This is a genomic window from Vibrio kanaloae (assembly GCF_024347535.1).
GTDB classification, from domain to species: domain Bacteria; phylum Pseudomonadota; class Gammaproteobacteria; order Enterobacterales; family Vibrionaceae; genus Vibrio; species Vibrio kanaloae.
This window is the reverse complement of record NZ_AP025497.1, coordinates 2,452,502-2,476,140: the sequence shown is the minus strand read 5'-3', so window position 1 is coordinate 2,476,140 and position 23,639 is coordinate 2,452,502. Positions and strand designations below refer to the sequence as shown.

At 44.9% G+C, this 23,639-nt stretch carries 23 protein-coding genes; all 23 read left to right on the top strand.

The window, feature by feature from the left end:
* Positions 1–84 precede the first annotated feature (84 nt).
* The 23 genes from iscR to urtD all read left to right on the top strand — a co-directional run bounded on the left by iscR (position 85) and on the right by urtD (position 23,638).
* On the top strand, positions 85–606 hold the full coding sequence (gene iscR, locus OCV24_RS11235; protein ID WP_029626962.1) for a Fe-S cluster assembly transcriptional regulator IscR: 522 nt from the start codon (positions 85–87) through the stop codon (positions 604–606).
* A 27-nt stretch (positions 607–633) separates the two neighbouring features.
* Positions 634–1,848 carry an IscS subfamily cysteine desulfurase gene (locus OCV24_RS11230; RefSeq protein ID WP_017056184.1) on the top strand — a complete coding sequence of 405 codons (1,215 nt, stop codon included), beginning with the start codon at positions 634–636 and terminating at the stop codon, positions 1,846–1,848.
* A 33-nt stretch (positions 1,849–1,881) separates the two neighbouring features.
* Positions 1,882–2,259, top strand: a complete 378-nt coding sequence (gene iscU / locus OCV24_RS11225; protein ID WP_017056185.1) for a Fe-S cluster assembly scaffold IscU — start codon at positions 1,882–1,884, stop codon at positions 2,257–2,259.
* 97 nt (positions 2,260–2,356) lie between these two features.
* Entirely contained in the window at positions 2,357–2,680 is a 324-nt protein-coding gene (gene iscA, locus OCV24_RS11220; protein ID WP_077680741.1) for an iron-sulfur cluster assembly protein IscA, read from the top strand.
* A gap of 84 nt (positions 2,681–2,764) precedes the next feature.
* Positions 2,765–3,280 carry a co-chaperone HscB gene (gene hscB, locus OCV24_RS11215; protein ID WP_150879197.1) on the top strand — a complete coding sequence of 172 codons (516 nt, stop codon included), beginning with the start codon at positions 2,765–2,767 and terminating at the stop codon, positions 3,278–3,280.
* 22 nt (positions 3,281–3,302) lie between these two features.
* A complete protein-coding gene (hscA, locus tag OCV24_RS11210; RefSeq protein ID WP_017056187.1) occupies positions 3,303–5,153 on the top strand; it encodes a Fe-S protein assembly chaperone HscA in 1,851 nt (616 codons plus the stop codon).
* A gap of 20 nt (positions 5,154–5,173) precedes the next feature.
* Positions 5,174–5,512 (top strand): ISC system 2Fe-2S type ferredoxin, encoded by a 339-nt coding sequence (fdx, locus tag OCV24_RS11205; RefSeq protein ID WP_017056188.1) that lies wholly within the window; start codon positions 5,174–5,176, stop codon positions 5,510–5,512.
* Positions 5,513–5,629: 117 nt separating this feature from the next.
* Positions 5,630–5,830: a Fe-S cluster assembly protein IscX gene (iscX, locus tag OCV24_RS11200; RefSeq protein WP_004740335.1), complete on the top strand. Its 201-nt coding sequence runs from the start codon at positions 5,630–5,632 to the stop codon at positions 5,828–5,830.
* Between the two features lie 203 nt (positions 5,831–6,033).
* Positions 6,034–7,329: an aminopeptidase PepB gene (gene pepB / locus OCV24_RS11195; protein WP_046223648.1), complete on the top strand. Its 1,296-nt coding sequence runs from the start codon at positions 6,034–6,036 to the stop codon at positions 7,327–7,329.
* 105 nt (positions 7,330–7,434) lie between these two features.
* Entirely contained in the window at positions 7,435–7,869 is a 435-nt protein-coding gene (ndk, locus tag OCV24_RS11190; protein WP_017056190.1) for a nucleoside-diphosphate kinase, read from the top strand.
* A 269-nt stretch (positions 7,870–8,138) separates the two neighbouring features.
* Positions 8,139–9,281, top strand: coding sequence for a bifunctional tRNA (adenosine(37)-C2)-methyltransferase TrmG/ribosomal RNA large subunit methyltransferase RlmN (locus OCV24_RS11185; RefSeq protein WP_017056191.1), 1,143 nt, complete (start codon positions 8,139–8,141; stop codon positions 9,279–9,281).
* A 437-nt stretch (positions 9,282–9,718) separates the two neighbouring features.
* Positions 9,719–10,609, top strand: a complete 891-nt coding sequence (locus OCV24_RS11180) for a RodZ domain-containing protein (RefSeq protein WP_077680739.1) — start codon at positions 9,719–9,721, stop codon at positions 10,607–10,609.
* Positions 10,610–10,616: 7 nt separating this feature from the next.
* Positions 10,617–11,738, top strand: a complete 1,122-nt coding sequence (gene ispG / locus OCV24_RS11175; protein WP_046223650.1) for a flavodoxin-dependent (E)-4-hydroxy-3-methylbut-2-enyl-diphosphate synthase — start codon at positions 10,617–10,619, stop codon at positions 11,736–11,738.
* Positions 11,739–11,808: 70 nt separating this feature from the next.
* Positions 11,809–13,077: a histidine--tRNA ligase gene (gene hisS / locus OCV24_RS11170; protein ID WP_077680738.1), complete on the top strand. Its 1,269-nt coding sequence runs from the start codon at positions 11,809–11,811 to the stop codon at positions 13,075–13,077.
* A 76-nt stretch (positions 13,078–13,153) separates the two neighbouring features.
* Entirely contained in the window at positions 13,154–13,768 is a 615-nt protein-coding gene (locus tag OCV24_RS11165; RefSeq protein ID WP_060468409.1) for a YfgM family protein, read from the top strand.
* Between the two features lie 10 nt (positions 13,769–13,778).
* Entirely contained in the window at positions 13,779–14,939 is a 1,161-nt protein-coding gene (gene bamB, locus OCV24_RS11160; protein WP_136978775.1) for an outer membrane protein assembly factor BamB, read from the top strand.
* Positions 14,940–15,097: 158 nt separating this feature from the next.
* Positions 15,098–16,579 carry a ribosome biogenesis GTPase Der gene (gene der, locus OCV24_RS11155; RefSeq protein WP_017056197.1) on the top strand — a complete coding sequence of 494 codons (1,482 nt, stop codon included), beginning with the start codon at positions 15,098–15,100 and terminating at the stop codon, positions 16,577–16,579.
* Positions 16,580–16,711: 132 nt separating this feature from the next.
* Positions 16,712–17,617 carry an alanyl-tRNA editing protein gene (locus OCV24_RS11150; protein WP_150879196.1) on the top strand — a complete coding sequence of 302 codons (906 nt, stop codon included), beginning with the start codon at positions 16,712–16,714 and terminating at the stop codon, positions 17,615–17,617.
* A gap of 402 nt (positions 17,618–18,019) precedes the next feature.
* On the top strand, positions 18,020–18,247 hold the full coding sequence (locus OCV24_RS11145) for a zinc ribbon domain-containing protein (RefSeq protein WP_017056199.1): 228 nt from the start codon (positions 18,020–18,022) through the stop codon (positions 18,245–18,247).
* A 293-nt stretch (positions 18,248–18,540) separates the two neighbouring features.
* Complete coding sequence (gene urtA / locus OCV24_RS11140) at positions 18,541–19,827, top strand: urea ABC transporter substrate-binding protein (RefSeq protein WP_004735113.1); 1,287 nt, start codon at positions 18,541–18,543, stop codon at positions 19,825–19,827.
* Between the two features lie 160 nt (positions 19,828–19,987).
* Positions 19,988–21,616, top strand: coding sequence for an urea ABC transporter permease subunit UrtB (gene urtB / locus OCV24_RS11135; RefSeq protein WP_150879195.1), 1,629 nt, complete (start codon positions 19,988–19,990; stop codon positions 21,614–21,616).
* 10 nt (positions 21,617–21,626) lie between these two features.
* The gene (urtC, locus tag OCV24_RS11130; RefSeq protein ID WP_102507742.1) at positions 21,627–22,799 is read left to right on the top strand and encodes an urea ABC transporter permease subunit UrtC; all 1,173 of its coding nucleotides are present in this window, start codon (positions 21,627–21,629) and stop codon (positions 22,797–22,799) included.
* Complete coding sequence (gene urtD / locus OCV24_RS11125; protein WP_017056203.1) at positions 22,796–23,638, top strand: urea ABC transporter ATP-binding protein UrtD; 843 nt, start codon at positions 22,796–22,798, stop codon at positions 23,636–23,638. Before urtC ends, urtD begins: the two co-directional genes overlap by 4 nt.
* Position 23,639 lies beyond the last annotated feature (1 nt).

Genomic DNA, 23,639 nt, shown 5'->3' with positions numbered 1-23,639 from the left:
CCAATTTAGTCAGTTAAATACTTGACCAATTTAGTCAAGTATGGGAAAATTCCAACCACATAAACAATGTGGATACGGTGTGATATGAAACTTACATCTAAAGGAAGATATGCGGTAACAGCTATGCTAGATGTAGCACTGCATTCGCAAAAAAGCCCGGTTCCTCTGGCTGATATTTCAGAGCGACAAGGCATATCGTTATCTTACTTAGAACAACTGTTTTCTAAGTTACGTAAAGCTGGTTTAGTTGCTAGTGTTCGTGGTCCTGGCGGCGGTTACCGTTTAGGTGCTGAAGCAAGCGACATCGCTGTCGGAACTGTGATTGCCGCAGTGGACGAATCCGTTGATGCAACTAAATGTCACGGTCGAGCAGATTGCCAAGGTGGTAGTCGTTGTTTAACTCATACCCTATGGCGTGATTTAAGCTCCCGAATCAGTAGCTTCTTAAATGACATTACGCTCGGTGAGCTAATGAAAGATAACGAAGTTTTAGAAACTTCTGACCGTCAAGATATCGATCTTGCGGTTAATAATGGTTTTGCACATAAGAATACGAGCACTACAACGATTAGTGCAGCACCTCACGGTGTCAATGCCCGCTCTTAGCGGTCAGTTTTTACATTGGAGTAGAAAATGAAACTGCCTATTTATTTTGACTATTCAGCTACATGCCCAGTCGATCCACGTGTTGCTGAAAAAATGGTTCAGTGTATGACGATTGACGGTAACTTCGGTAACCCTGCATCTCGTTCACACCGTTACGGCTGGCAGGCAGAAGAATCAGTAGATAATGCTCGTGAGCAAATTGCCGATTTACTGAATGCAGATCCACGTGAGATTGTTTTCACATCGGGTGCTACAGAGTCAGATAACCTTGCTATCAAAGGTGCTGCGCACTTTTACGAGAAGAAAGGTAAGCACGTAATCACGTGCAAAACAGAACACAAAGCGGTTCTTGATCCATGTCGCCAACTAGAACGTGAAGGTTTTGAGGTAACTTACCTTGAACCTGAAGCAAACGGCATCATCGATCTAGACAAGCTACAAGCTGCAATGCGCGAAGATACTGTTTTAGTTTCTATCATGCATGTAAATAACGAGATTGGTGTCATCCAAGATATTTCTGCAATCGGCGAACTATGTCGCTCACGTAAGATCGTCTTCCACGTTGATGCGGCTCAGTCTGCGGGTAAAATCCCACTAGACGTACAAGAGATGAAAGTTGACTTAATCTCACTTTCTGCTCACAAAATGTATGGCCCTAAAGGTATCGGTGCACTTTACGTTCGTCGTAAGCCACGTATTCGTCTTGAAGCGCAAATGCACGGCGGCGGTCATGAGCGTGGTTTCCGTTCAGGTACGCTTGCTACTCACCAAATAGTGGGTATGGGCGAAGCTTGTGCTGTTGCTAAGCAAGACATGCAGAAAGATTACGATCACGCATTAGTACTTCGTGAGCGCCTATTGAAAGGGGTTCAAGATCTAGAAGCGGTAACGGTAAACGGTGATCTAGACCAACGTGTACCACACAACCTAAACGTGAGCTTTGCTTTCGTTGAAGGTGAGTCTCTGCTGATGTCTCTAAAAGACCTAGCGGTATCATCAGGTTCAGCGTGTACATCAGCAAGCTTAGAACCTTCATACGTTCTACGTGCTCTTGGTCTAAACGACGAACTAGCACACAGTTCTGTACGTTTCTCATTCGGCCGTTTTACTACGGAAGAAGAAATCGACTACGCGATTGCACAAATTCGTGTAGCGGTAAACAAATTACGCGACATGTCTCCTCTATGGGATATGTATAAAGAAGGGATTGATTTGAACACTGTTGAGTGGGCTCATCACTAATCTCACGGAACTAGAGGATTCGAGGTAACTATCATGGCATATAGCGAAAAAGTAATTGATCACTACGAAAACCCACGTAACGTAGGTTCGTTTGATAAAGAAGACCCAAGTATTGGTAGCGGCATGGTTGGCGCACCAGCTTGTGGTGACGTAATGAAACTGCAAATCAAAGTATCTGCAGAAGGTATTATTGAAGACGCAAAATTCAAAACTTACGGTTGCGGTAGCGCAATCGCTTCTAGCTCACTAGTAACTGAGTGGGTTAAAGGTAAAAGTGTTGATGAAGCAGCGGCTATCAAAAACTCTGAAATTGCAGAAGAGCTAGAGCTACCACCAGTGAAAGTTCACTGTTCAATTCTTGCTGAAGACGCAATCAAAGCAGCTGTTGCGGATTACAAAAAGAAGCGTTAATCGTTTCATTAAGTAATCACGAAAAATAAGCAATATTTGGGAGCATCCTTTGTGCTCCCCCTGAGTTCTCTATTTATATAAAACACAAGGTTGTAGTATGGCCATCACCATGACAGATACGGCAGCAAGCCGAGTTCAAGCTTTCCTAGATAACCGAGGTAGAGGTATCGGGTTACGCTTAGCGGTAAAAACGACTGGCTGTTCGGGTATGGCGTATGTACTAGAATTCGTTGACGAGCTTAACGAAGAAGACGAAGTGTTCGAGCATTCAGGTGTGAAGGTTATCATTGATCCAAAGAGCCTAGTCTACCTAGACGGTACTGAGCTTGATTATGTCAAAGAAGGCCTAAACGAAGGTTTTGAATTCAACAACCCTAATGCCAAAGGCGAATGTGGTTGTGGTGAGAGCTTCAACGTATAAACACTTCTATCGTTAAGCGTTTATTGTGAGCGAAGAATAAAATTAGGCTTTGTTTAAAAAGCCTAAACTTAGGACCACCGTTAAATGAATCATTTCGAATTATTTGGGCTACCACTTCAGTTTCAACTGGATGGTAGCCTTCTTTCTTCTCAGTTTAGAGATCTACAACGCCAATTCCACCCTGATAAATTTGCTACAGCTTCTGAGCGTGATCGCTTATTGGCCGTGCAAAAAGCGGCACAAATCAATGATGCGTATCAGGTGTTGAAGAATCCAATCAGCCGTGCTGAATACCTGTTGATTCAACACGGTGAGGATATTCGCGGTGAGCAGCAAACCATGCAAGATCCAATGTTTCTAATGGAGCAGATGGAGTTGCGTGAAGAGCTTGAAGGTATTGCCGACAGTTCTAACCCTGAAGATGCATTACTAGCATTTGAAGGAAAGGTTAGCAAAATGTATAAACAACAACTAAGTGCTATCCAACAAGAACTCGACAGCGAAGCTTGGTTAGAGGCAGCAGACCGGGTAAGAAAGCTTAAGTTTATTGCAAAATTAAAGAATGAAATTGAGCTAGTTGAAGATCGTCTGATCGGCTAGTTTGCATAACAAGGACACATCCATGGCACTACTTCAGATAGCAGAACCAGGGCAAAGCGCCGCTCCTCACCAGCACAAGCTTGCTGTGGGTATTGATTTAGGTACAACAAACTCATTGGTTGCGGCAGTGCGCAGTGGTGAGGCGAGCACACTCGTGGACCAACAAGGCCGCAGTATTTTGCCTTCCGTTGTTCACTATCAGTCAGAGTCATACACAACTGGTGATGAAGCGCGTGCAAGTGCACAGACTGATCCTAAAAATACCATTATCTCAGTAAAGCGATTAATCGGTCGTTCACTGTCAGATATTCAACAGCGATACCCATCTCTGCCATATCAATTTGAAGAAAGTGATAATGGTTTGCCTGTGATTCGCACAGAGCAAGGTAACAAGAACCCAATTCAAGTATCTGCAGATATTCTGCGAGCGCTAGGCCAACGTGCTGAGTCCACGTTAGGTGGAGAGCTTTCTGGTGCTGTGATTACCGTTCCTGCGTATTTTGATGATGCACAACGTGCAGGTACTAAAGACGCAGCACAGCTTGCTGGTCTCCATGTTTTACGTCTTTTGAATGAACCAACGGCTGCAGCCATTGCGTACGGATTAGATTCAGGTAGAGAAGGGATCATTGCCGTTTACGACTTAGGTGGTGGTACGTTTGATATCTCTATCTTACGCCTATCGAAAGGCGTCTTTGAAGTACTTGCAACGGGTGGCGACTCTGCATTAGGTGGTGATGATTTTGACCATTTAGTCGCGGAGCACTTTCAAGAGAAAATGGGCTTATCAGTACTAACAGCAGAACAGAATCGTATTCTGCTAGATGCAGCAACAGAAGCGAAGATTGGCTTATCTGAAGCTGAAAGTGTTGATGTTGAAGTGCTTGGTTGGTCTGGTTCATTAACTCGTGAAGAGTTTGAAGAGATCATCAAGCCGCTGGTTAAGAAAACACTGCTTTCGTGCCGTCGTGCACTGAAAGATGCGGAAGTTGACGCGGACGAAGTTCTCGAAGTGGTCATGGTTGGTGGTTCTACTCGCACATTGCTTGTACGTGAAATGGTCGGTGACTTCTTTGGTCGTACACCACTAACCAGCATTAACCCTGATGAAGTGGTTGCGATTGGCGCATCGATTCAAGCGGATATCTTGGTCGGCAATAAGCCTGATTCTGAAATGTTATTACTGGATGTTATCCCGCTTTCCTTAGGTATTGAAACCATGGGCGGTTTGGTTGAAAAAATCATCCCTCGTAATACCACGATCCCTGTGGCTCGCGCACAAGAGTTTACCACGTTCAAAGACGGTCAAACTGCAATGACAGTGCACACCGTGCAAGGTGAACGTGAAATGGTTGACGACTGTCGTTCACTGGCTCGTTTTGCTCTAAAAGGCATTCCCCCAATGACAGCGGGAGCGGCGCACATTCGTGTGACTTACCAAGTGGATGCTGATGGTCTATTATCGGTTACCGCTATGGAGAAGAGCACTGGCGTTCAAGCAGAAATCCAGGTTAAACCTTCTTACGGCCTAAGCGACGACGAAGTGTCTAACATGCTGAAAGACTCGATGACGTTTGCCAAAGAAGACATGCAAGCACGTGCTCTTGCGGAACAACGCGTAGAAGCTGATCGTGTTATCGAAGGCTTGATTGCTGCAATGCAAGCTGATGGTGACGAGCTCCTAGATGAACAAGGGAAACAGCAACTTGTTCAAGCGATTGAAGTGTTGATTGAAGTGCGTAATGGCGACAATGCTGATGCCATTGAACTAGAAATTAAGAATATCGACAAAGCGAGCCAAGACTTTGCTTCTCGTCGTATGGATAAATCAATTCGTGCTGCACTGTCAGGTCAGTCAGTCGATAATATTTAATAGTTAGAGAATAGATAAGCATGCCAAAGATTATTGTTTTACCTCACGAAGAACTATGTCCAGAGGGCGCTGTTTTAGAAGCAAAAACTGGCGAAACGGTTCTTGATGTTGCATTGAAGGCCGGTATTGGTATTGAACACGCGTGTGAAAAGTCATGCGCCTGCACTACATGTCATGTTGTGATTCGCGAAGGCTTCGATTCTTTAGAAGAGAGTGATGACCTAGAAGACGACATGCTGGATAAAGCATGGGGCTTAGAAATGGAATCTCGCCTTGGTTGCCAAGCTAAAATGGCTGATACAGACCTAGTTGTTGAGATTCCAAAGTACACATTGAACCTAGCGTCTGAAGATCACTAAGAACTTCTCTGCAGTTATGGTGGTTTCGCCATGACTGAGATAACGGTTTAACAAAACTGACCTAAAGTATAGATCATAAAGGTGACAGAGCGTCGCTGATAAATATAAGGAAGTGTTATGAGCTTGAAGTGGATTGATTCGCGAGATATCGCAATTGAACTATGTGATTTGTACCCAGATACTGATCCTAAAACGGTACGTTTTACCGATTTACATCAGTGGGTGCTAGACCTTGAAGAGTTTGATGACGAGCCTAATCACTCTAATGAGAAAATCTTAGAGGCGATTATTTTGTGCTGGATGGATGAGATGGACTAAGCCTCTTGTCTGATGATTTGGTCGTGGGTTGGGATCTGTCCAATATAAAACGCAGCCAAGTTAACAATTCTTACTAAAAAAGCGGACCTTATGGTCCGTTTTTTATCAAAATGACATTTTACTTCTACATAATGCTAACATCAGTGCGCTAATAAAAAATAACCGAGCCACTCAAGCAAGGTGGTTCATGACAAGGAGAAATCATGTCTACACAGATGTCTGTATTTTTAAGTCAAGAAGCTGCCCAGCCTCAGTGGGGAGAAAGAGCTATTTTATCGTTCTCTGAAGCGGGATCGACAATTCATATTGGCGAAGGCCACGATTTAGGCGCGGTTCAACGTGCTGGTCGTACGCTTGATGGACAAGGTATTGCATTCGTATCACTTCGTGGTGAAGGTTGGGATCTCGAAAGTGTTTGGGCTTTTTATCAAGGCTACCGTGGACCAAAGAAAAAGAATGCATTGGAGTGGGATGCACTTTCAGAAGCCGACCAAGCTGAACTAGAGGCTCGCATTCGTTCTACTGATTGGACTCGTGACATTATCAACAAAACCGCTGAAGAAGTGGCACCTCGTCAATTAGCGACGATGGCTGCCGAATACATCAAGTCAGTGGCTCCTACGGGCACAGTTAAAGCGAAAATCGTTAAAGACAAAGACCTACTAACCGAAGGTTGGGAAGGCATCTACGCGGTAGGTCGTGGCTCTGAACGCACATCTGCGATGCTTCAACTGGACTTCAACCCAACCGGTGATGAAAACGCGCCGGTATTTGCTTGTTTAGTCGGTAAAGGTATCACTTTCGATTCAGGCGGCTACAGCATTAAGCCTGGTCAATTCATGACTGCAATGAAGGCTGACATGGGCGGCGCGGCAACCATTACGGGTGGTCTAGGCCTTGCGATTGAGCGTGGCTTAAACAAGCGTATCAAACTTATCTTATGCTGTGCAGAGAATATGATCTCTGGCCGTGCGTTGAAGCTTGGTGACATCATTACCTACAAAAATGGTAAGACGGTTGAGATCATGAATACTGATGCGGAAGGCCGCTTGGTTCTTGCTGATGGTTTGATGTACGCAAGTGCACAAAACCCAGAGCTGATCATCGACTGCGCAACACTAACCGGTGCGGCTAAAAACGCATTAGGTAACGACTACCACGCGCTATTAAGCTTCGATGATGAGCTGTCTCATCAAGCACTAACGGCGGCAAACCAAGAGAAAGAGGGCCTTTGGCCACTACCTCTTGCTGATTTCCACCGTGGTATGTTGCCTTCTAACTTTGCTGATCTCTCAAACATAAGCTCAGGGGATTACTCTCCGGGTGCAAGTACAGCAGCTGCGTTCCTTTCTTACTTTGTTGATGACTACAAAAAAGGTTGGATTCATATGGACTGCGCGGGTACTTACCGTAAGTCTGCAAGTGATAAATGGTCGGCAGGTGCGACTGGTATGGGTGTCCGTACTCTGGCTCGTCTTCTTATCGACCAAGCAAAATAATAATAAGAGTGCGCGGTATTTAATGCCGCTTATTCATAACACTAAGATCGAATGATCTCAGTACTTTCAGTATTTAATAACAAAAAATGAAGTGAAGGAATCCCTATGGCTCTAGAAAGAACGTTCTCAATTGTTAAGCCTGATGCAGTTAAGCGTAACCTTGTTGGTGAAATCTACCACCGTATCGAGAAAGCAGGTCTAGAAATTATTGCTGCTAAAATGGTTCGTCTAACTGAAGAGCAAGCGAGTGGCTTCTACGCAGAACATGAAGGTAAAGAGTTCTTTGGACCACTTAAAGAGTTCATGACTTCTGGCCCTATCATGGTTCAAGTGCTTGAAGGCGAAAACGCGATCGCTCGTTACCGTGAACTTATGGGAAAAACTAACCCAGAACAAGCGGCTTGCGGTACTATCCGTGCTGACTACGCAATCAGCATGCGTTACAACTCAGTACACGGCAGCGACAGCCCCGAGTCTGCAGCTCGCGAAATCGAATTCTTCTTCCCAGAATCTGAAATTTGCCCGCGTCCTGCTGAGTAAGCAGACAACAGTAAGTATCAATAAAGGCTTCACTTCGGTGAAGCCTTTTTTGTAAGTGGTTTTACGTTACTCCCGAAACTACGAAGAAGTGCAGTCGGGAATATTTTCTTTAAATTGGGTAATCTCAGGCCAATAAATTAAATTGTTCAAGTTTTAATCGCTTAAGTTTGAATGTCTTAATAAACACAGGGTTTTACAATGCTTGTTGAAGTTGCGTAAAGCCTGTACAATTCGCGCCCTTAATTATTGTTCCGTCATTGAGAGGCATCATGACCACAGCTAAAGTCAATCTACTCGATTTTGATCGTAAAGGTCTTCGTCAATTTTTCGCAGAAGAACTGAATGAGAAAGCGTTTCGAGCAGAGCAGGTGATGAAGTGGATTTATCATTTCGGTGTTGATGACTTCGAAAAAATGAACAACATCAACAAAAAGTTACGTGAAAAACTTGAGCGTCGTTGTGAGATTGTTGCACCAGTTGTTTCAGAAGCTCAACACTCTTCAGACGGCACAATTAAATGGGCAATGAGCGTTGGCGATCAAGATGTTGAAACCGTATACATCCCAGATGGTGACCGTGCGACGTTATGTGTATCGTCTCAAGTTGGTTGTGCGCTTGAATGTAAATTCTGTTCTACTGCTCAACAAGGCTTTAACCGTAACTTAAAAGTTTCAGAGATCGTTGGCCAAATCTGGCGTGCATCTCGTGAAATAGGCCTCGAGAAAGAAACTGGCCGTCGCCCAATTACTAACGTCGTAATGATGGGGATGGGTGAGCCCCTGCTAAACATGAAGAACCTAATGCCGTCATTAGAAATCATGCTTGATGATCTAGGTTTCGCACTGTCTAAGCGTCGTGTAACCGTATCAACGTCTGGTGTTGTTTCTGGCCTTGACCAAATGACAGACAACATTGATGTTGCGTTGGCTATCTCTCTACACGCGCCAAACGATGCACTACGTAGCCAGATCATGCCGATTAATGATCGTTGGGATATTCAAGATTTCCTAGCGTCTGTTCGTCGTTACATTGCTTCTTCAAATGCTAATCGCGGTAAAGTAACGGTTGAGTACGTTCTATTGGATCATGTGAATGATGATATGGACCATGCTCGTGAGCTTGCAGAGTTAATGAAAGACACGCCGTGTAAGGTTAACTTAATTCCATTTAACCCTTACCCGGGATCGCCTTATAAGAAGCCAAGCAACTCTCGTATTGATCGCTTCCAAAAAACATTAATGGAATACAATTATACCGTAACCGTTCGTAAAACTCGTGGTGATGACATTGATGCCGCATGTGGGCAGTTAGTGGGTGATGTGATTGATAGAACCAAGCGCACTAAAATGATCAAAGCCGCATCAGAAGCGAACTTGATTGCAGGTGGTGTGATTGAAGTAAAAGCGGTATAAAAGATAGTTGAACTTAAACAAGCCAGAAGCATTACTTCTGGCTTGTTGCTTTTCAGGGGGAGAGGTTTTGTCATTTTGAGCTTCTTCTCTGTACTTTCTTACACTTTTCGTCAAATTTTGGACAAAAGCATGAGCTGACGGTAAATTTTGTTTAAAGTGTTTTTGCCTTGCAATGGCATTAGCTTATGATTAAATAACCTTAAATTAATTTAAGTGCTCGCTTGTTACTAATCATCAATATGTCTATTTAGGTTGGCTACTTGATAAACTAGCTTCCTGAGAGGATCATTCATAATATTATGAGTGATGTTCGTCTTTAAGGGTTGATGATTTAGGTAACAAGACAAATTTCACATAAAGTGGGTTGCTAGATTGAGCTTAAACGATAATAAAAATGCTCTCATCAACCTGCGATAATCTTTAGAAGTTCACTTTTTATGAACACAGAACACGATACAAAAACACAAGAAACCGTTGCTCCAGCTTTGGAGGCGGGGACGCTTCTCAAAAATAAACGCGAGTCTCTTGGTCTTACACAAAAACAGATCTCTGATCGCTTAAAGCTTCGCGTTACTTTGATACAACAAATCGAAGAAAACCAATTTGAGTCAGATCAAGTGGCGACTTTCATGCGTGGTTACATTCGCTCATACGCGAAATACGTCAACCTTGATGAAAAAGTTGTACTGAGCGCACTTCACCATGCAGGTGATGCTCAACATCAAGAACAAGAAATGTTGAGCTTTTCTCGTAAAACAAAAACCGAGAAGCACAACAGTCGCATTATGTTGCTGACTTGGAGTATCTTCGCTGTTATTGCTGGTATCTCTTCATTGTGGTGGTGGCAGAATCAACAACAAGACACTTTATCTCAATCTCTGGTCAATGCTGAGAGCCCAGAAGAGCTGGTGGTTGAAGAGCCGCTTACTCCTGAGTTAGATTCATTAGCCGTTATCGAAAGTGTTGATGCTCTTACCGTGGTTAGTGCTGCTGAATCTTCAGATACAGTCACGCAAGTTGAAGAAACCCAAGCAGCCGCAGAGGTTGACTCTGTTGTTGCTGAACCAGAAGCTGTAACTCCCGAATCTGTAGCTAATCAGCTCGTTATGCAATTTTCTGCTGATTGTTGGATTCAAGTAAAAGATGCGGCAGGCAAGACTTTGTCTACCGGTATCAAAAAAGCAGGTCAGACACTCAATCTTTCAGGAACGGCGCCATACAAAGTGATTCTAGGTGCACCTGAGGGCGTATCGATGACATTTGCAAGTGAACCTGTCGACCTTTCTGGGTATACTTCAGGCAAAGTAGCTAGAATAACCTTACCTTAGAGTTAATATGCAACACGAATCTCCTATTATTCGTCGCAAATCAACCCGTATTTATGTGGGTGATGTGCCGATCGGTGATGGTGCGCCAATTGCTGTGCAATCCATGACCAACACAAGAACAACTGATGTAGCCGCGACCGTGGCTCAAATTCGAGCTTTGGAAAAAGTTGGCGCTGATATCGTTCGCGTATCTGTACCAACTATGGATGCCGCTGAAGCGTTTAAGCTAATTAAGCAGCAAGTTTCTATTCCTTTGGTTGCTGATATCCATTTTGATTATCGTATTGCCCTTAAAGTGGCAGAATATGGCGTAGATTGTCTGCGTATCAACCCCGGTAATATCGGTAACGAAAGCCGTATCCGCTCTGTTGTGGATTGCGCTCGCGATATGAATATTCCGATTCGTATTGGTGTTAACGGCGGCTCTCTTGAAAAAGAGATCCAAGAGAAATACACAGAGCCTACAGCAGAAGCGCTTGTTGAATCCGCGATGCGTCATGTAGATATCCTAGACCGTCTGAACTTTGATCAGTTTAAAGTCAGCGTTAAGGCCTCGGATGTATTCTTAGCCGTCGGTTCTTATCGCTTGCTCGCCAAACAGATTGACCAACCACTTCATCTTGGTATTACCGAAGCGGGCGGTGCTCGTGCTGGTTCTGTGAAGTCAGCCGTTGGTTTAGGTATGTTATTGTCTGAAGGTATCGGCGATACGCTGCGTATCTCACTCGCGGCGGATCCTGTTGAAGAGATAAAAGTCGGCTTTGATATTCTTAAATCTTTGCGTATTCGTTCGCGTGGCATCAACTTCATTGCGTGCCCGAGCTGTTCTCGTCAAGAGTTCGATGTTATTAACACCGTTAACGCTCTTGAAGAGCGCTTAGAAGACGTTATTACCCCAATGGATGTATCAATCATCGGTTGTGTGGTTAACGGCCCTGGTGAAGCTGAAGTGTCTCACTTAGGTCTAGCGGGTAGTGCACGTAAGAGTGCCTTCTATGAAGACGGTAAGCGTCAGAAAGAGCGTTTTGACAACGATGACCTTGTCGACAAGCTTGAAGCGAAGATCCGAGCAAAAGCATCGGTGCTTGATAAAGCAAATCGCATTGATGTAGAAAATTTAGAAGATTAATACAACACGATGAGGTGTGATTGTCTATTCGCACTAACATCTGGTCGTGAGAAATTACGGAATAAATACTGTGGCTAAAAATATTCAAGCAATTCGAGGCATGAACGACTGCCTTCCAACTCAATCACCACTGTGGCAAAAAGTAGAAAGCGCAGTTAAAAACGTGGTGAGCGCATACGGTTACAACGAAGTACGTATGCCTATCGTTGAAGAAACAAACCTATTTAGCCGTGCAGTTGGTGAAGAGACAGACGTTGTTTCTAAAGAGATGTACACCTTTGACGACCGCAATGGCGATAGCCTAACGCTGCGTCCAGAAGGCACAGCAGGTTGTGTACGTTCATGTATTCAAAATAGCCTTATCAACCGTGATGAACAGCGCCTATGGTACATGGGCCCTATGTTCCGTCACGAGCGTCCTCAAAAAGGTCGTTACCGTCAATTCCACCAATGTGGTGTTGAAGTGTTTGGCCTAGACGGTCCAGACGTTGACGCAGAACTTATCATGATGACAGCACGTCTATGGCGTGAGCTAGGCATCGATAAGCACGTTCGACTAGAGCTGAACTCAATTGGTTCTCAAGAAGATCGTGTAAGCTACCGCACTGCGTTAGTGGCCTTCCTAGAGCAACACATTGATGTGCTAGATGAAGACTGTAAACGTCGCATGCACACCAACCCTTTACGTGTACTTGATACTAAAAACCCTGATGTTCAAGCTATCTTAGGTGACGCACCTCGACTATCTGAATATTTAGGTGAAGAATCGAAGCAACATTTTGCTGGTTTGTGTGAACTTCTTGACGCTGTTGGTATCGAATACCAAGTTAATGAACGTCTAGTACGTGGTTTAGATTACTACAACCGTACCGTATTTGAGTGGATCACCGACAGCCTTGGTGCACAAGGTACAGTGTGTGGCGGTGGCCGTTACGATGGCCTTGTTGAGCAACTAGGCGGCAAAGCAACAAATGCGGTTGGTTTTGCAATGGGTCTAGAGCGTCTGGTTTTGATGATGGAAACGCTAGAACTAACAGAAGTTCGCCGTAGCGTTGACGTATATATGGTTGCTGCTGGTGAAGGTACAATGATCGCGGGCATGAAGTTAGCGAATCAATTACGCGACAACCTAGAAGGTGTACGAGTGATGAACCACTTCGGTGGCGGTAACTTCAAGAAGCAATTCAAGCGTGCTGACAAAGTAGGTGCTGTTGTGGCACTCGTGCTTGGTGAGAACGAAGTTGCTGACAATACTGTCGTGCTAAAAGATTTGGTTGGCGGCGTGCAAGAAACCGTGTCTCAAACGGAAGTTGCAGAGAAAGTGGCTGCGCTAATCTAAACCATTGAGCAAACGCTCATAATGAATACTAACGTCAGCACTATGCTGGCGTTTAAAGAATTAAAGAGGACAGGAAGTGGAACTTTACGATAGCGAAGAGCAACAAGTTGAAGCCATTAAAGATTGGTGGAAAGAGAACGGTAAAGCCGTAATCTTTGGTGCAGTTATTGGTTTAGGTGGTCTATTTGGTTGGCGCTATTATCAAGATTCAGTCGTCGAAGCGCGTGAAGCTGCTTCGGAAAGCTACACTTCTGTAATTTCAGCGCTTGATGCAAAAGGCGTTGCGGCTCAATCTGATATTCAAGCTTTCATCGATGCAAACAAAGACGCTGAGTACTCAGTACTTGCTGCAATGCAACTTGCAAAAGCACAAGTACAAGCGGGTGAGCTAACGGCGGCACTTGAACAACTTGAATGGGCAAAATCGGCAACGAAAGATGTGGCACTTGAGCCTCTGCTTACATACCGTGTTGCACGTATTAAAGCTGAGCAAGGTGAATTTGACGCAGCATTGACTGACCTTGCTGCAATGACTGATGAATCTTGGAAAGGCCGTGTTGCGGAGCTGCGTGGTGATATCTCACTTCGTAAAGGCGACACTGACGCAGCATACAGTGCCTATACAGAAGCACAGCAAGCTGTTGATGCGAGCCAAACGCTTCAAATCAAACTTGACGACCTAGCTAAATAAGGCGCTTTGAATGAAGAAGATGTTTCCAAAAGCGGCGTTATGTGCGATTGCTCTTGGCCTACTAGCTGGCTGTGCAGGTGAAGAAGACACCGTAATCATGGCGCCAGTACCAACAGTAAACAGTGAGTTCACTCCCAAACAAGAGTGGTCTACGTCGGTTGGTGATGGTGTTGGTCACTACTTTTCCAAATTGACGCCAGAGCTTGCTTACGACAAAGTGTTTGTCGCGAGCCGTGACGGTATTGTCAAAGCGCTAGCTCCCGAAACGGGGGAAAAGTTGTGGGAAAATGATCTTGAAAAAGAAGTGATCGCACGCTTATCTGGTGGCCTAACAGCAGCTTACGGCAAAGTGTTCTTAGGTTCTGAAAATGGCGAAGTGATCGCGTTAGACGAATCGACCGGTGAAGAGCTATGGCGTGTGTCAGTGAATGGTGAGGTGCTTGCATCACCTGTGACTGAAAACAACATGGTTATTGTGCATACCAGTCGGGGCATGTTGATCGCGTTAGATCAAGACAAGGGTGATCAAAAGTGGGCCATCAGCACTGAAGTACCAAGCCTAACACTACGTGGTGATAGCACACCAGTAGCGGTTTCTGGTGGTGTATTCTGGGGCACCGCAAATGGTCGTCTAGCAGCTGCTATCGTGGACCGTGGTCAGCTTATTTGGCAACAGCCAGTCGGCACGCCAAAAGGTGCAACCGAAATCGATCGTTTAGTAGATGTTGATGCATCTCCGGTTGTTCTTGGAGGCACCCTGTATACAGTGGGTATCAATGGTCAGCTAATCGCTATCGATCTCCGCTCTGGCAAGCCCGTTTGGAAACGTAACTACTCGTCAGCGATAGACTTAGCGAGTGATGGCAGTCGTTTGTTTGTGGTTACAGACAAAGATCATGTGGTTGCGGTTGATGCTCGTAGTGGTACTGAACTTTGGAGCACTCCATTGTTAGAAAACCGTCTACTAACGGCTCCTGCTATTATTAACGGTTATGTAGTTGTCGGTGATACGGAAGGTTACCTGCACTGGTTGGATCGTTCATCTGGTGAATTTGTTGCTCAACAGCTAGTCGATGATAGCGGCTTTGCGGTTGCACCAATTGAAATGCCTGAAGGCTACTTAGTGACGACTCGCAATGGCGATGTAAAGAAACTAACGATTAGCAAATAAAAGCGTGATATAATTCACAATCGGCTCCTGGTTGGTAACAGCTAGGAGCCGTTTTGTTGTTATAAATTAATAAACCATGTGGTTATAGGTAAGAGTTTAAACTTGCGAACAAGAGTTTACCTATAACTACATTTAGAGAAGAAATTGTAGAGGTTGTTATGGTACCTGTTGTTGCTCTAGTAGGGCGTCCGAACGTAGGTAAATCTACGTTATTTAACCGATTGACTCGAACTCGTGATGCATTGGTTGCGGATTTTCCTGGCTTAACGCGTGACCGTAAATATGGCCATGCTCATTTTAGTGAGCATGAGTTTATTGTTATCGACACTGGTGGTATCGACGGTACTGAAGATGGTGTTGAAACTAAAATGGCTGAACAGTCGCTAGCGGCGATTGACGAGGCTGATGTTGTCCTATTTATGGTAGATGGCCGTGCGGGCCTAACACCTTCAGATGTGGCAATTGCTAAGCACCTTCGTCAGCTAGAAAAGCCTTCAATGCTAGTAGTAAACAAGGTGGATGGTATCGACCCTGATGCTGCAAGTGCTGACTTTTGGCAACTAGGCGTAGAAGACATGTACCAAATCGCGGCAGCGCACGGTCGTGGTGTAACAGCGCTGATTGACCTTGCTCTTAACCCATTCGCAGAAGCGCTAAAAGCTGAGAATGGTGAAGTAAGCGATTTAACAGAGTTTGAAGACGAAGAAGAAGAGCAAGTTGATTTCACTGAAGAAGAGGCTGAAGAAGAGTTCCAGCGCCTTCAAGATCAACCAATTAAGTTAGCGATCATTGGTCGTCCTAACGTAGGTAAATCAACACTCACCAACCGTATTCTTGGTGAAGAGCGCGTAGTTGTTTATGATATGCCAGGTACAACTCGCGATTCTATTTATATTCCAATGCAGCGTGATGAGCGTGAATACGTTCTAATTGATACTGCGGGTGTTCGTCGTCGTAAAAACATCAATGAAACCGTAGAAAAGTTCTCTGTAGTAAAAACATTGAAAGCGATTGAAGATGCTAACGTTGTATTGCTGCTTATTGATGCCCGTGAAAATATCTCGGATCAAGATCTAAGCTTGTTAGGCTTTGCATTGAACGCGGGTCGTTCAATCGTGATTGCAGTAAACAAATGGGATGGCCTAGATAGCGACGTTAAAGATCGCGTTAAGAAAGAGCTAGACCGTCGTTTAGGTTTCGTCGATTTCGCACGTATTCACTTTATTTCTGCACTTCACGGTACAGGAGTTGGTCACTTGTTTGAGTCTGTTCAAGAGGCTTACAAGTCAGCGACGACTCGTGTTGGTACTTCTGTTCTAACTCGTATCATGAAAATGGCGACTGATGATCACCAACCGCCGATGGTTCGTGGCCGTCGCGTGAAACTGAAATACGCGCACGCTGGTGGCTATAACCCACCGATTATCGTTATCCACGGTAACCAAGTACGTAACTTGCCAGATTCATACAAGCGATTCTTGATGAACTACTACCGTCGTTCACTAGAGATTATGGGTACACCAATTCGCATTCAATTCCAGAACAGCGAGAACCCATTTGAGGCTAAGACAAACAAGCTAACAGTCTCTCAAGAACGTAAACGTAAGCGTATGATGAGCATGATGAAAGGTCGTAAGTAGCTCTTTCTAATAAATTTGATACCCGAGCCTGTCTCGGGTATTTTTTTAAGCAAAATTTACGTTAATCCATAATTAGTTCCTCTGTATCGCTATGGATTAACGAACCAGATTAGATTCCAGAAGAAGAACGATATGACAACTAGCGATTTGATCACACAAGCTGAAGTAATCACACCAACCATCACTCAATTTTGCCATCAGATTTGGCAGCTCAACGCAAAGGCGCTGCACGTTGAAAGTGACGACAGCAAAACTTACCTGATCACCGACGTAACACCTTTCCACCCAGTGAGTCATATTTGGCCCGATCACCCGGCAGACCAAGGATTTGTCACTGTTGATGATGACGTGCAATATCCAGTTGAAGATTGCCTTGTGGGAGCAATAGAACAATCTACTGGAAAGCTTTGTATCGCAGCAGATATTCCTGTTAAGCGTGATGCTGAAGGCTGGGTATTTGTTGTTGTCCATCAGTTATCGGCATCAGCTTCTATGATTAATATTCACGACGAAATCGTGTTGTCGGTTGATAAAGAGTACCAATCCAGCCTTAGCCGAGGTCACAGCGCAGGTCACATTGCTTCCTTAGCGCTGAATAAAGTCTTAGCAGAGAGTTACTGGCGCAAAGATGCCGACAGAAAAGATCCGCTCGGCAGCTATGACTTTAATAGTTACGCTCAAGTGACGAGCTTTGTGACTCAAGAGTTGTGTACCGACAAGTATCGCTTGGGTAAAACTCTGAAGAAACGGGGCTTGAACGTTGCAGACCTGCTAGCAAACCTTGATGGCATTGAAACTGATATCAATCAGATGATTTCTGGCTGGCTTGCAGAGCCGACGCCAGTAGCAATGAGACTGGAAGGCGAGGCATTAACAGACTCTCGTTACTGGGAGTGGCAGTTGGATGCTGATACTTTAGTGTCTATACCGTGTGGTGGCACTCACATTGAGAATACGTCAGAGCTTAAGGCATTGTCCGTTAAGTTAACCCAGTTAGATGACCAGCACATTGAAATGCTGACGCATGTAATTCGATGATTCAGATTACAGATCGAAATGACTTATGCTGTTTGCTTTGCTTTATTTTGTTTATTTTAATATAAATGACTATATAAAATTGAAATGCAGCACATGTAACTTATGCTTTCGGTGTGTGGTGATATAAATATTCTTTTTAGGGTAGATCGCTGATCAAAACAGATAAAGCAAAAGATCAACCTATGATCTTCGGTTTTCTGTCGTACTCATCTAGTCTGCCAATAGCAACTAATACGATCTTGCACAAGAACGATCTGCGCCAAAATATATAATTGAAAGCACTGACGAATGACGCAACAATCTGTCTTAGAAGCCTATCGAGAATTAAAGAGTTTGTTTCGAAAGCTACATAAGCTTCATCAGTAGTAGATTATAAAAATAGTAGTAAATTAGGAAGTGCTAATGAGTGAAAATATCTGCCCTAAATGCCAGTCTGAGCTAGCTTGGGATGGCAAGTATCACTGTGAAAGTTGTCAGGCTCACTTTACTAAAGTTGGGTTTTGCCCTGAGTGCAGCAGCCAACTTGAGAAGCTTCAAGCCTGTGGCGCGGCGAGCTATTTTTGCAACGGTGATTGCAACGAGTTGAAATCAAAGTCGAGAGTAAAATTCGAATTTCAACCAGCGGAATAGCCTTAAACTCATGGTTTGAACGACTATCGGTGATGTTATACCAGAGACTCAATACTAAAGTGTTGGGTCTTTTTTGTATCTGAAGAACAGGAATGTGTCATCTTGGTTCATTCCCACCGTCACTGCACCAGTATGAAACATAGTTACATGATTGCTATGCACTCTATTGGTGTGAGTTTCTTTTAAACTCTATTAATACAATTACTTATAAATAATTTCGTTGGTTTGTAAGTTTGGCACTCTTCTTGTAACTCTGTAATTGAATAACAAAAATACAATTATGGAGTAATATCATGAACAAGGTGTTCAATTTATCGCTAGCTGCACTGTGTACAACACTTTCATTTTCTTCTGCAACGGTGTTTGCTGCTGATGAGACCATCAAGGTCGGTGTTCTACACTCACTCTCTGGCACCATGGCGATCAGTGAGACAACGCTAAAAGATACCGTGCTAATGCTCATCGAAGAGCAAAACAAAAAGGGCGGTTTGCTCGGTAAGAAGCTAGAACCTGTCGTGGTTGACCCTGCGTCAAACTGGCCGCTATTTGCTGAGAAAGCGCGTGAGCTTATCGAAAAAGAGAAAGTGGATGTGGTGTTCGGTGGTTGGACATCGGTATCACGTAAATCGATGTTGCCTGTCTTTGAAGAACTCAACAGCATCCTTTTCTACCCAGTACAGTATGAAGGTGAAGAGTCTTCTAAAAACGTTTTCTACACCGGTGCCGCGCCAAACCAACAAGCGATCCCAGCAGTGGATTACTTGATGGAAGAGCTTGAAGTTGAACGTTGGGTACTTGCAGGTACCGATTACGTTTATCCACGTACCACCAATAAGATCTTAGAGGCCTACCTAAAAGATAAAGGTGTCGCCGAAGAAGACATCATGATCAATTACACACCGTTTGGTCATTCTGATTGGCAATCTATTGTTTCAGATATCAAAAAGTTCGGCGAAGCCGGTAAGAAAACCGCAGTGGTTTCTACTGTCAACGGCGATGCGAACGTTCCTTTCTATAAAGAGTTAGGCGCTCAAGGCATTTCATCTGAAGACATCCCAGTTATTGCATTCTCTGTCGGTGAAGAAGAACTGTCAGGTATGGACACTGAACCACTGGTAGGTCACCTAGCGGCATGGAACTACTTCATGAGTGTTGATACCGAAGCTAATGAAGAGTTCGTTGAAACGTGGCAGTCGTTCATCAAGAGTGAAAAGCGTGTCACCAATGACCCAATGGAAGCGCACTATGTTGGCTTCAATATGTGGGCTCAAGCGGTCACTAATGCGGGCACAACCGATCCTGAATCTGTGCAAGATGCCTTGATTGGCGTGTCTGTACCTAACCTTTCTGGCGGCTACTCTACCATGCTGCCAAACCACCACATTACTAAACCAGTCCTGATCGGTGAAATCCAAGACGATGGTCAATTTGATATCGTTTGGGAAACCACTGGACTAGTGGCGGGTGATGCTTGGTCGAGTTACTTACCTGAATCGGCAAAACTGTTCTCTAGCTGGTCGAAGCCATTCTCATGTGGTGCGTTTAACGTCGAAACCAAGAAGTGTTCTGGCGGTAACTAGATCGTCAATTCAGGAATATTGAGCCTTCCGGTTTGGGAAGAACGCGTCTGTTTAACGGGCGAAGCGAACGGAAGGCTCATCGTTTCAGGTAACAACCACTATCCACACATCCTCCAAGTAAAAATAACAATATCTAACTTGGTTGGTTAAGGAAGCAGGGATGAAAAACGTATTAAACGTATTTAAAGCGCTGTTGCTCATGGCAGTCAGTGCTCAGTTGGCTTTTGCTGGAATAACGGATGAAGCTAGCTTTACCAAGGCGCTAGTTGGTAAGAAAACATCGGATAAAGAATTGGCTATCGATTGGGTGATTGAGGCACAGACGGGAGACATTTCGAAACCTATTTTGGATGGCTGGTTAAACGGAGATCTTTACTACTTTAATGAGAAACAGAGCGAGCAGTACAAACAGCTCTACCTCATTCAAAGTATCAAAACAGCGACGTCAGCTCTGTCTGTATGGGATGATTCAACGCTGAATATCGAGAATGCGAGACAGTTTAAAAAGGTTCGCGTGAATAACAAACTTCGCGGGATCTTGCGCGGGGAAATCTCCTCGATTGGACTGAACAGCAGTAATCCTGATGTGCGCTATAAAGCGGTTCTGGATCTGTTAGGTACCAAAGACGCTGATATCATCGAACGCATCGCTGAACTCAGAACCAACGAATCAGATAGCAAAGTGGCAGAGCTGATGGATCTCTCATTGGCTATTTATACCGCCCTTGATCAAAGCGTAACCATTGAAGACCGAGTCACGTCGATTGAGCGAATCGGTGACTTCAAACATTCGGTGGTACTCAAAACCTTGAATCAACTGCTCAACAGCGAACAAGATCCAAAAGTCTTGGCAGCGGCAGAGCGTGCGATGGACGATTATCAACAAAGCCAATCACTCTATTCGGGTGTGGAAACGGTATTCTTCGGCTTGAGCTTAGGTTCGGTATTGGTGCTGGCGGGCATTGGCTTAGCGATTACCTTTGGTGTGATGGGCGTTATCAACATGGCTCATGGCGAGCTGATCATGATTGGCGCTTATACCACCTATGTATTGCAGTTGTTGATGCCGAATCATGTTGGCCTAGCACTGATACTTTCCATTCCAGCGGCATTCATTGTATCCGGATTAGTGGGCATTGCGATTGAGCGAAGTGTGATTCGTCATCTTTATGGTCGCCCATTGGAAACCTTACTCGCCACCTTTGGTATTAGCTTGATCTTGCAGCAAGCTGTTCGTTCTATTTTCTCTCCTTTGAACCGCTCAGTGAGCACGCCTGAATGGATGTCTGGCGCACTTCAATTAAACCCAATGTTATCTCTGACCTACAACCGACTTTATATCATCTTGTTCTGTGGTTTGGTGTTTATGGGCTTATTAATGGTTCTGAAAAAGACACCACTAGGCTTACAGGTTCGTGCGGTTTCTCAAAACCGTGGCATGGCTCGTGCGATGGGTATTCGTTCTGAACGAGTTGATGCGATGACCTTCGGTTTAGGCTCTGGCGTTGCGGGTGTTGCAGGCGTGGCACTTTCTCAACTGACCAACGTTGGCCCTAATATGGGACAGGCTTACATCATCGACTCATTCATGGTGGTGGTATTCGGCGGTGTTGGCAACCTATGGGGCACGCTAGTCGCAGGTTTAAGCCTTGGTCTGTTCAATAAGATTTTAGAACCATGGGCTGGTGCGGTTCTCGCTAAGATTCTGGTACTGGTTTTCATCATTCTATTTATTCAAAAACGCCCACGCGGACTGTTCCCGCAACGTGGTCGTGCGGCTGAAGGTTAAGGACAACATCATGCAGTCAAAATCATTTGTACTTTCGGCAATGCGAGGTGACAAAGGTGGCCAACTGACCATCCTCGCCATTCTTGCGGCCGTCATTCTTATCCCACTGGCTAACACCATGTTACCAAGTGGGCACCCGCTACATGTCGAGACTTTCACTATCTCACTAATGGGTAAATACCTGAGCTACGCAATGTTGGCGTTGGCGCTCGATCTTGTGTGGGGCTATCTCGGAATATTGAGCCTCGGCCACGGTGCTTTCTTTGCGCTTGGTGGTTATGCGATGGGCATGTACTTGATGCGCCAGATTGGTGACCGTGGGGTTTATGGTGATCCAGTCTTACCAGATTTCATGGTGTTCCTTGATTGGTCGGCGTTGCCGTGGTTTTGGCAGGGTTTTGATCAGTTTTGGTTCGCGTGCTTAATGGTCGTGTTGGTACCGGGCGCATTGGCTTATTTGTTTGGTTATTTAGCTTTCCGCTCTCGAGTGTCCGGTGTGTATCTTTCTATCATGACTCAAGCGTTAACTTACGCATTGATGTTGGCATTTTTCCGCAACGAGATGGGCTTTGGTGGCAACAACGGACTGACGGATTTCAAAGACATCATCGGCCTGAGTTTACAGAGTGATGCGGTCAAGATAGGTCTGTTTGTCGCGACTGGTATTGCACTTACTCTCAGCTATATCGCGTGTCGCATGGTAGTGACCAGTCGATTAGGTCGTGTGGCACTGGCGATTCGTGATACTGAGTCCCGCACTCGCTTTATGGGTTACGATGTCGATGGCATCAAGCTATGGGTCTTTGTACTGTCTGCGGTTATCGCGGGTATTGCTGGGGCTTTATATGTGCCTCAAGTCGGTATCATCAACCCAGGAGAGTTTGCACCGCTTAACTCGATTGAGATTGTAGTTTGGGTTGCCTTAGGCGGTCGTGCCACTCTGTTTGGTGCAATCGTTGGTGCGCTGATCATCAACTACGCCAAGAGCTGGTTTACGGTTGAGTTCCCAGAGGTGTGGTTATTTGCTCTCGGTGGACTATTCGTTCTTTCAACCATGTACTTCCCACAAGGTGTGATTGGCTTTGTCAGTGAAAAGTGGCAACAGCTACGCAAGGCATCGAACTCAAAAGGCGAGGAGCAAGGTAAGGATGATCAGCATAAAGGCAAGGAGGCGACCGCATGACCACATTTAACAGCGTAAAGGAATCCGTTCAGGCGTTCACCCGTCGAGACGAAGTCTTTGATTACCTCAAACCCGATATTCATCCCGCCATCGATACTCGTCATAACGTGCTGTTGTATGTCGAAGGCGTTAATAAAAGCTTTGATGGTTTCCAAGCGATAAATGATCTCAACCTCTATATCAAAGAGGGCGAACTGCGCTGCATCATCGGCCCTAATGGGGCAGGTAAAACCACCATGATGGACATCATCACAGGTAAAACTAAGCCGGACACTGGCGAGGTGTGGTTGGGTTCGAACATCAACTTATTGAAGATGAATGAAGCCGAAATTGCCAATGCAGGCGTTGGGCGTAAATTCCAAAAACCGACCGTGATTGAGTGTTTAACTGTGTGGCAGAACCTTGAATTAGCCATGGCCGGTGACCGTTCAGTGTGGGCAACTTTCACTGCTGTGATGTCTGGTGAACAGAAAGACAAACTGACCTCTGTGCTTGAGTTGATTCATTTAAAAGACGAAGCGGCGAATTTGGCAGGTAACCTGTCTCACGGACAAAAGCAGTGGTTAGAGATAGGCATGTTATTGATGCAAAACCCTAGGCTATTGCTGGTGGATGAACCCGTTGCAGGGATGACTCACCAAGAGATGGACCGTACTTCTGAGTTACTTAACTCACTGGCAGGAAAGCACTCAGTGGTAGTGGTTGAACACGATATGGATTTCGTTCGTTCAATTGCCAGCCATGTCACCGTGCTTCATCAAGGTCATGTGTTGGCTGAAGGCACGATGGATCAAGTGCAGGCTCACCCTGAAGTTAAACAAGTTTATCTCGGAGAATAGG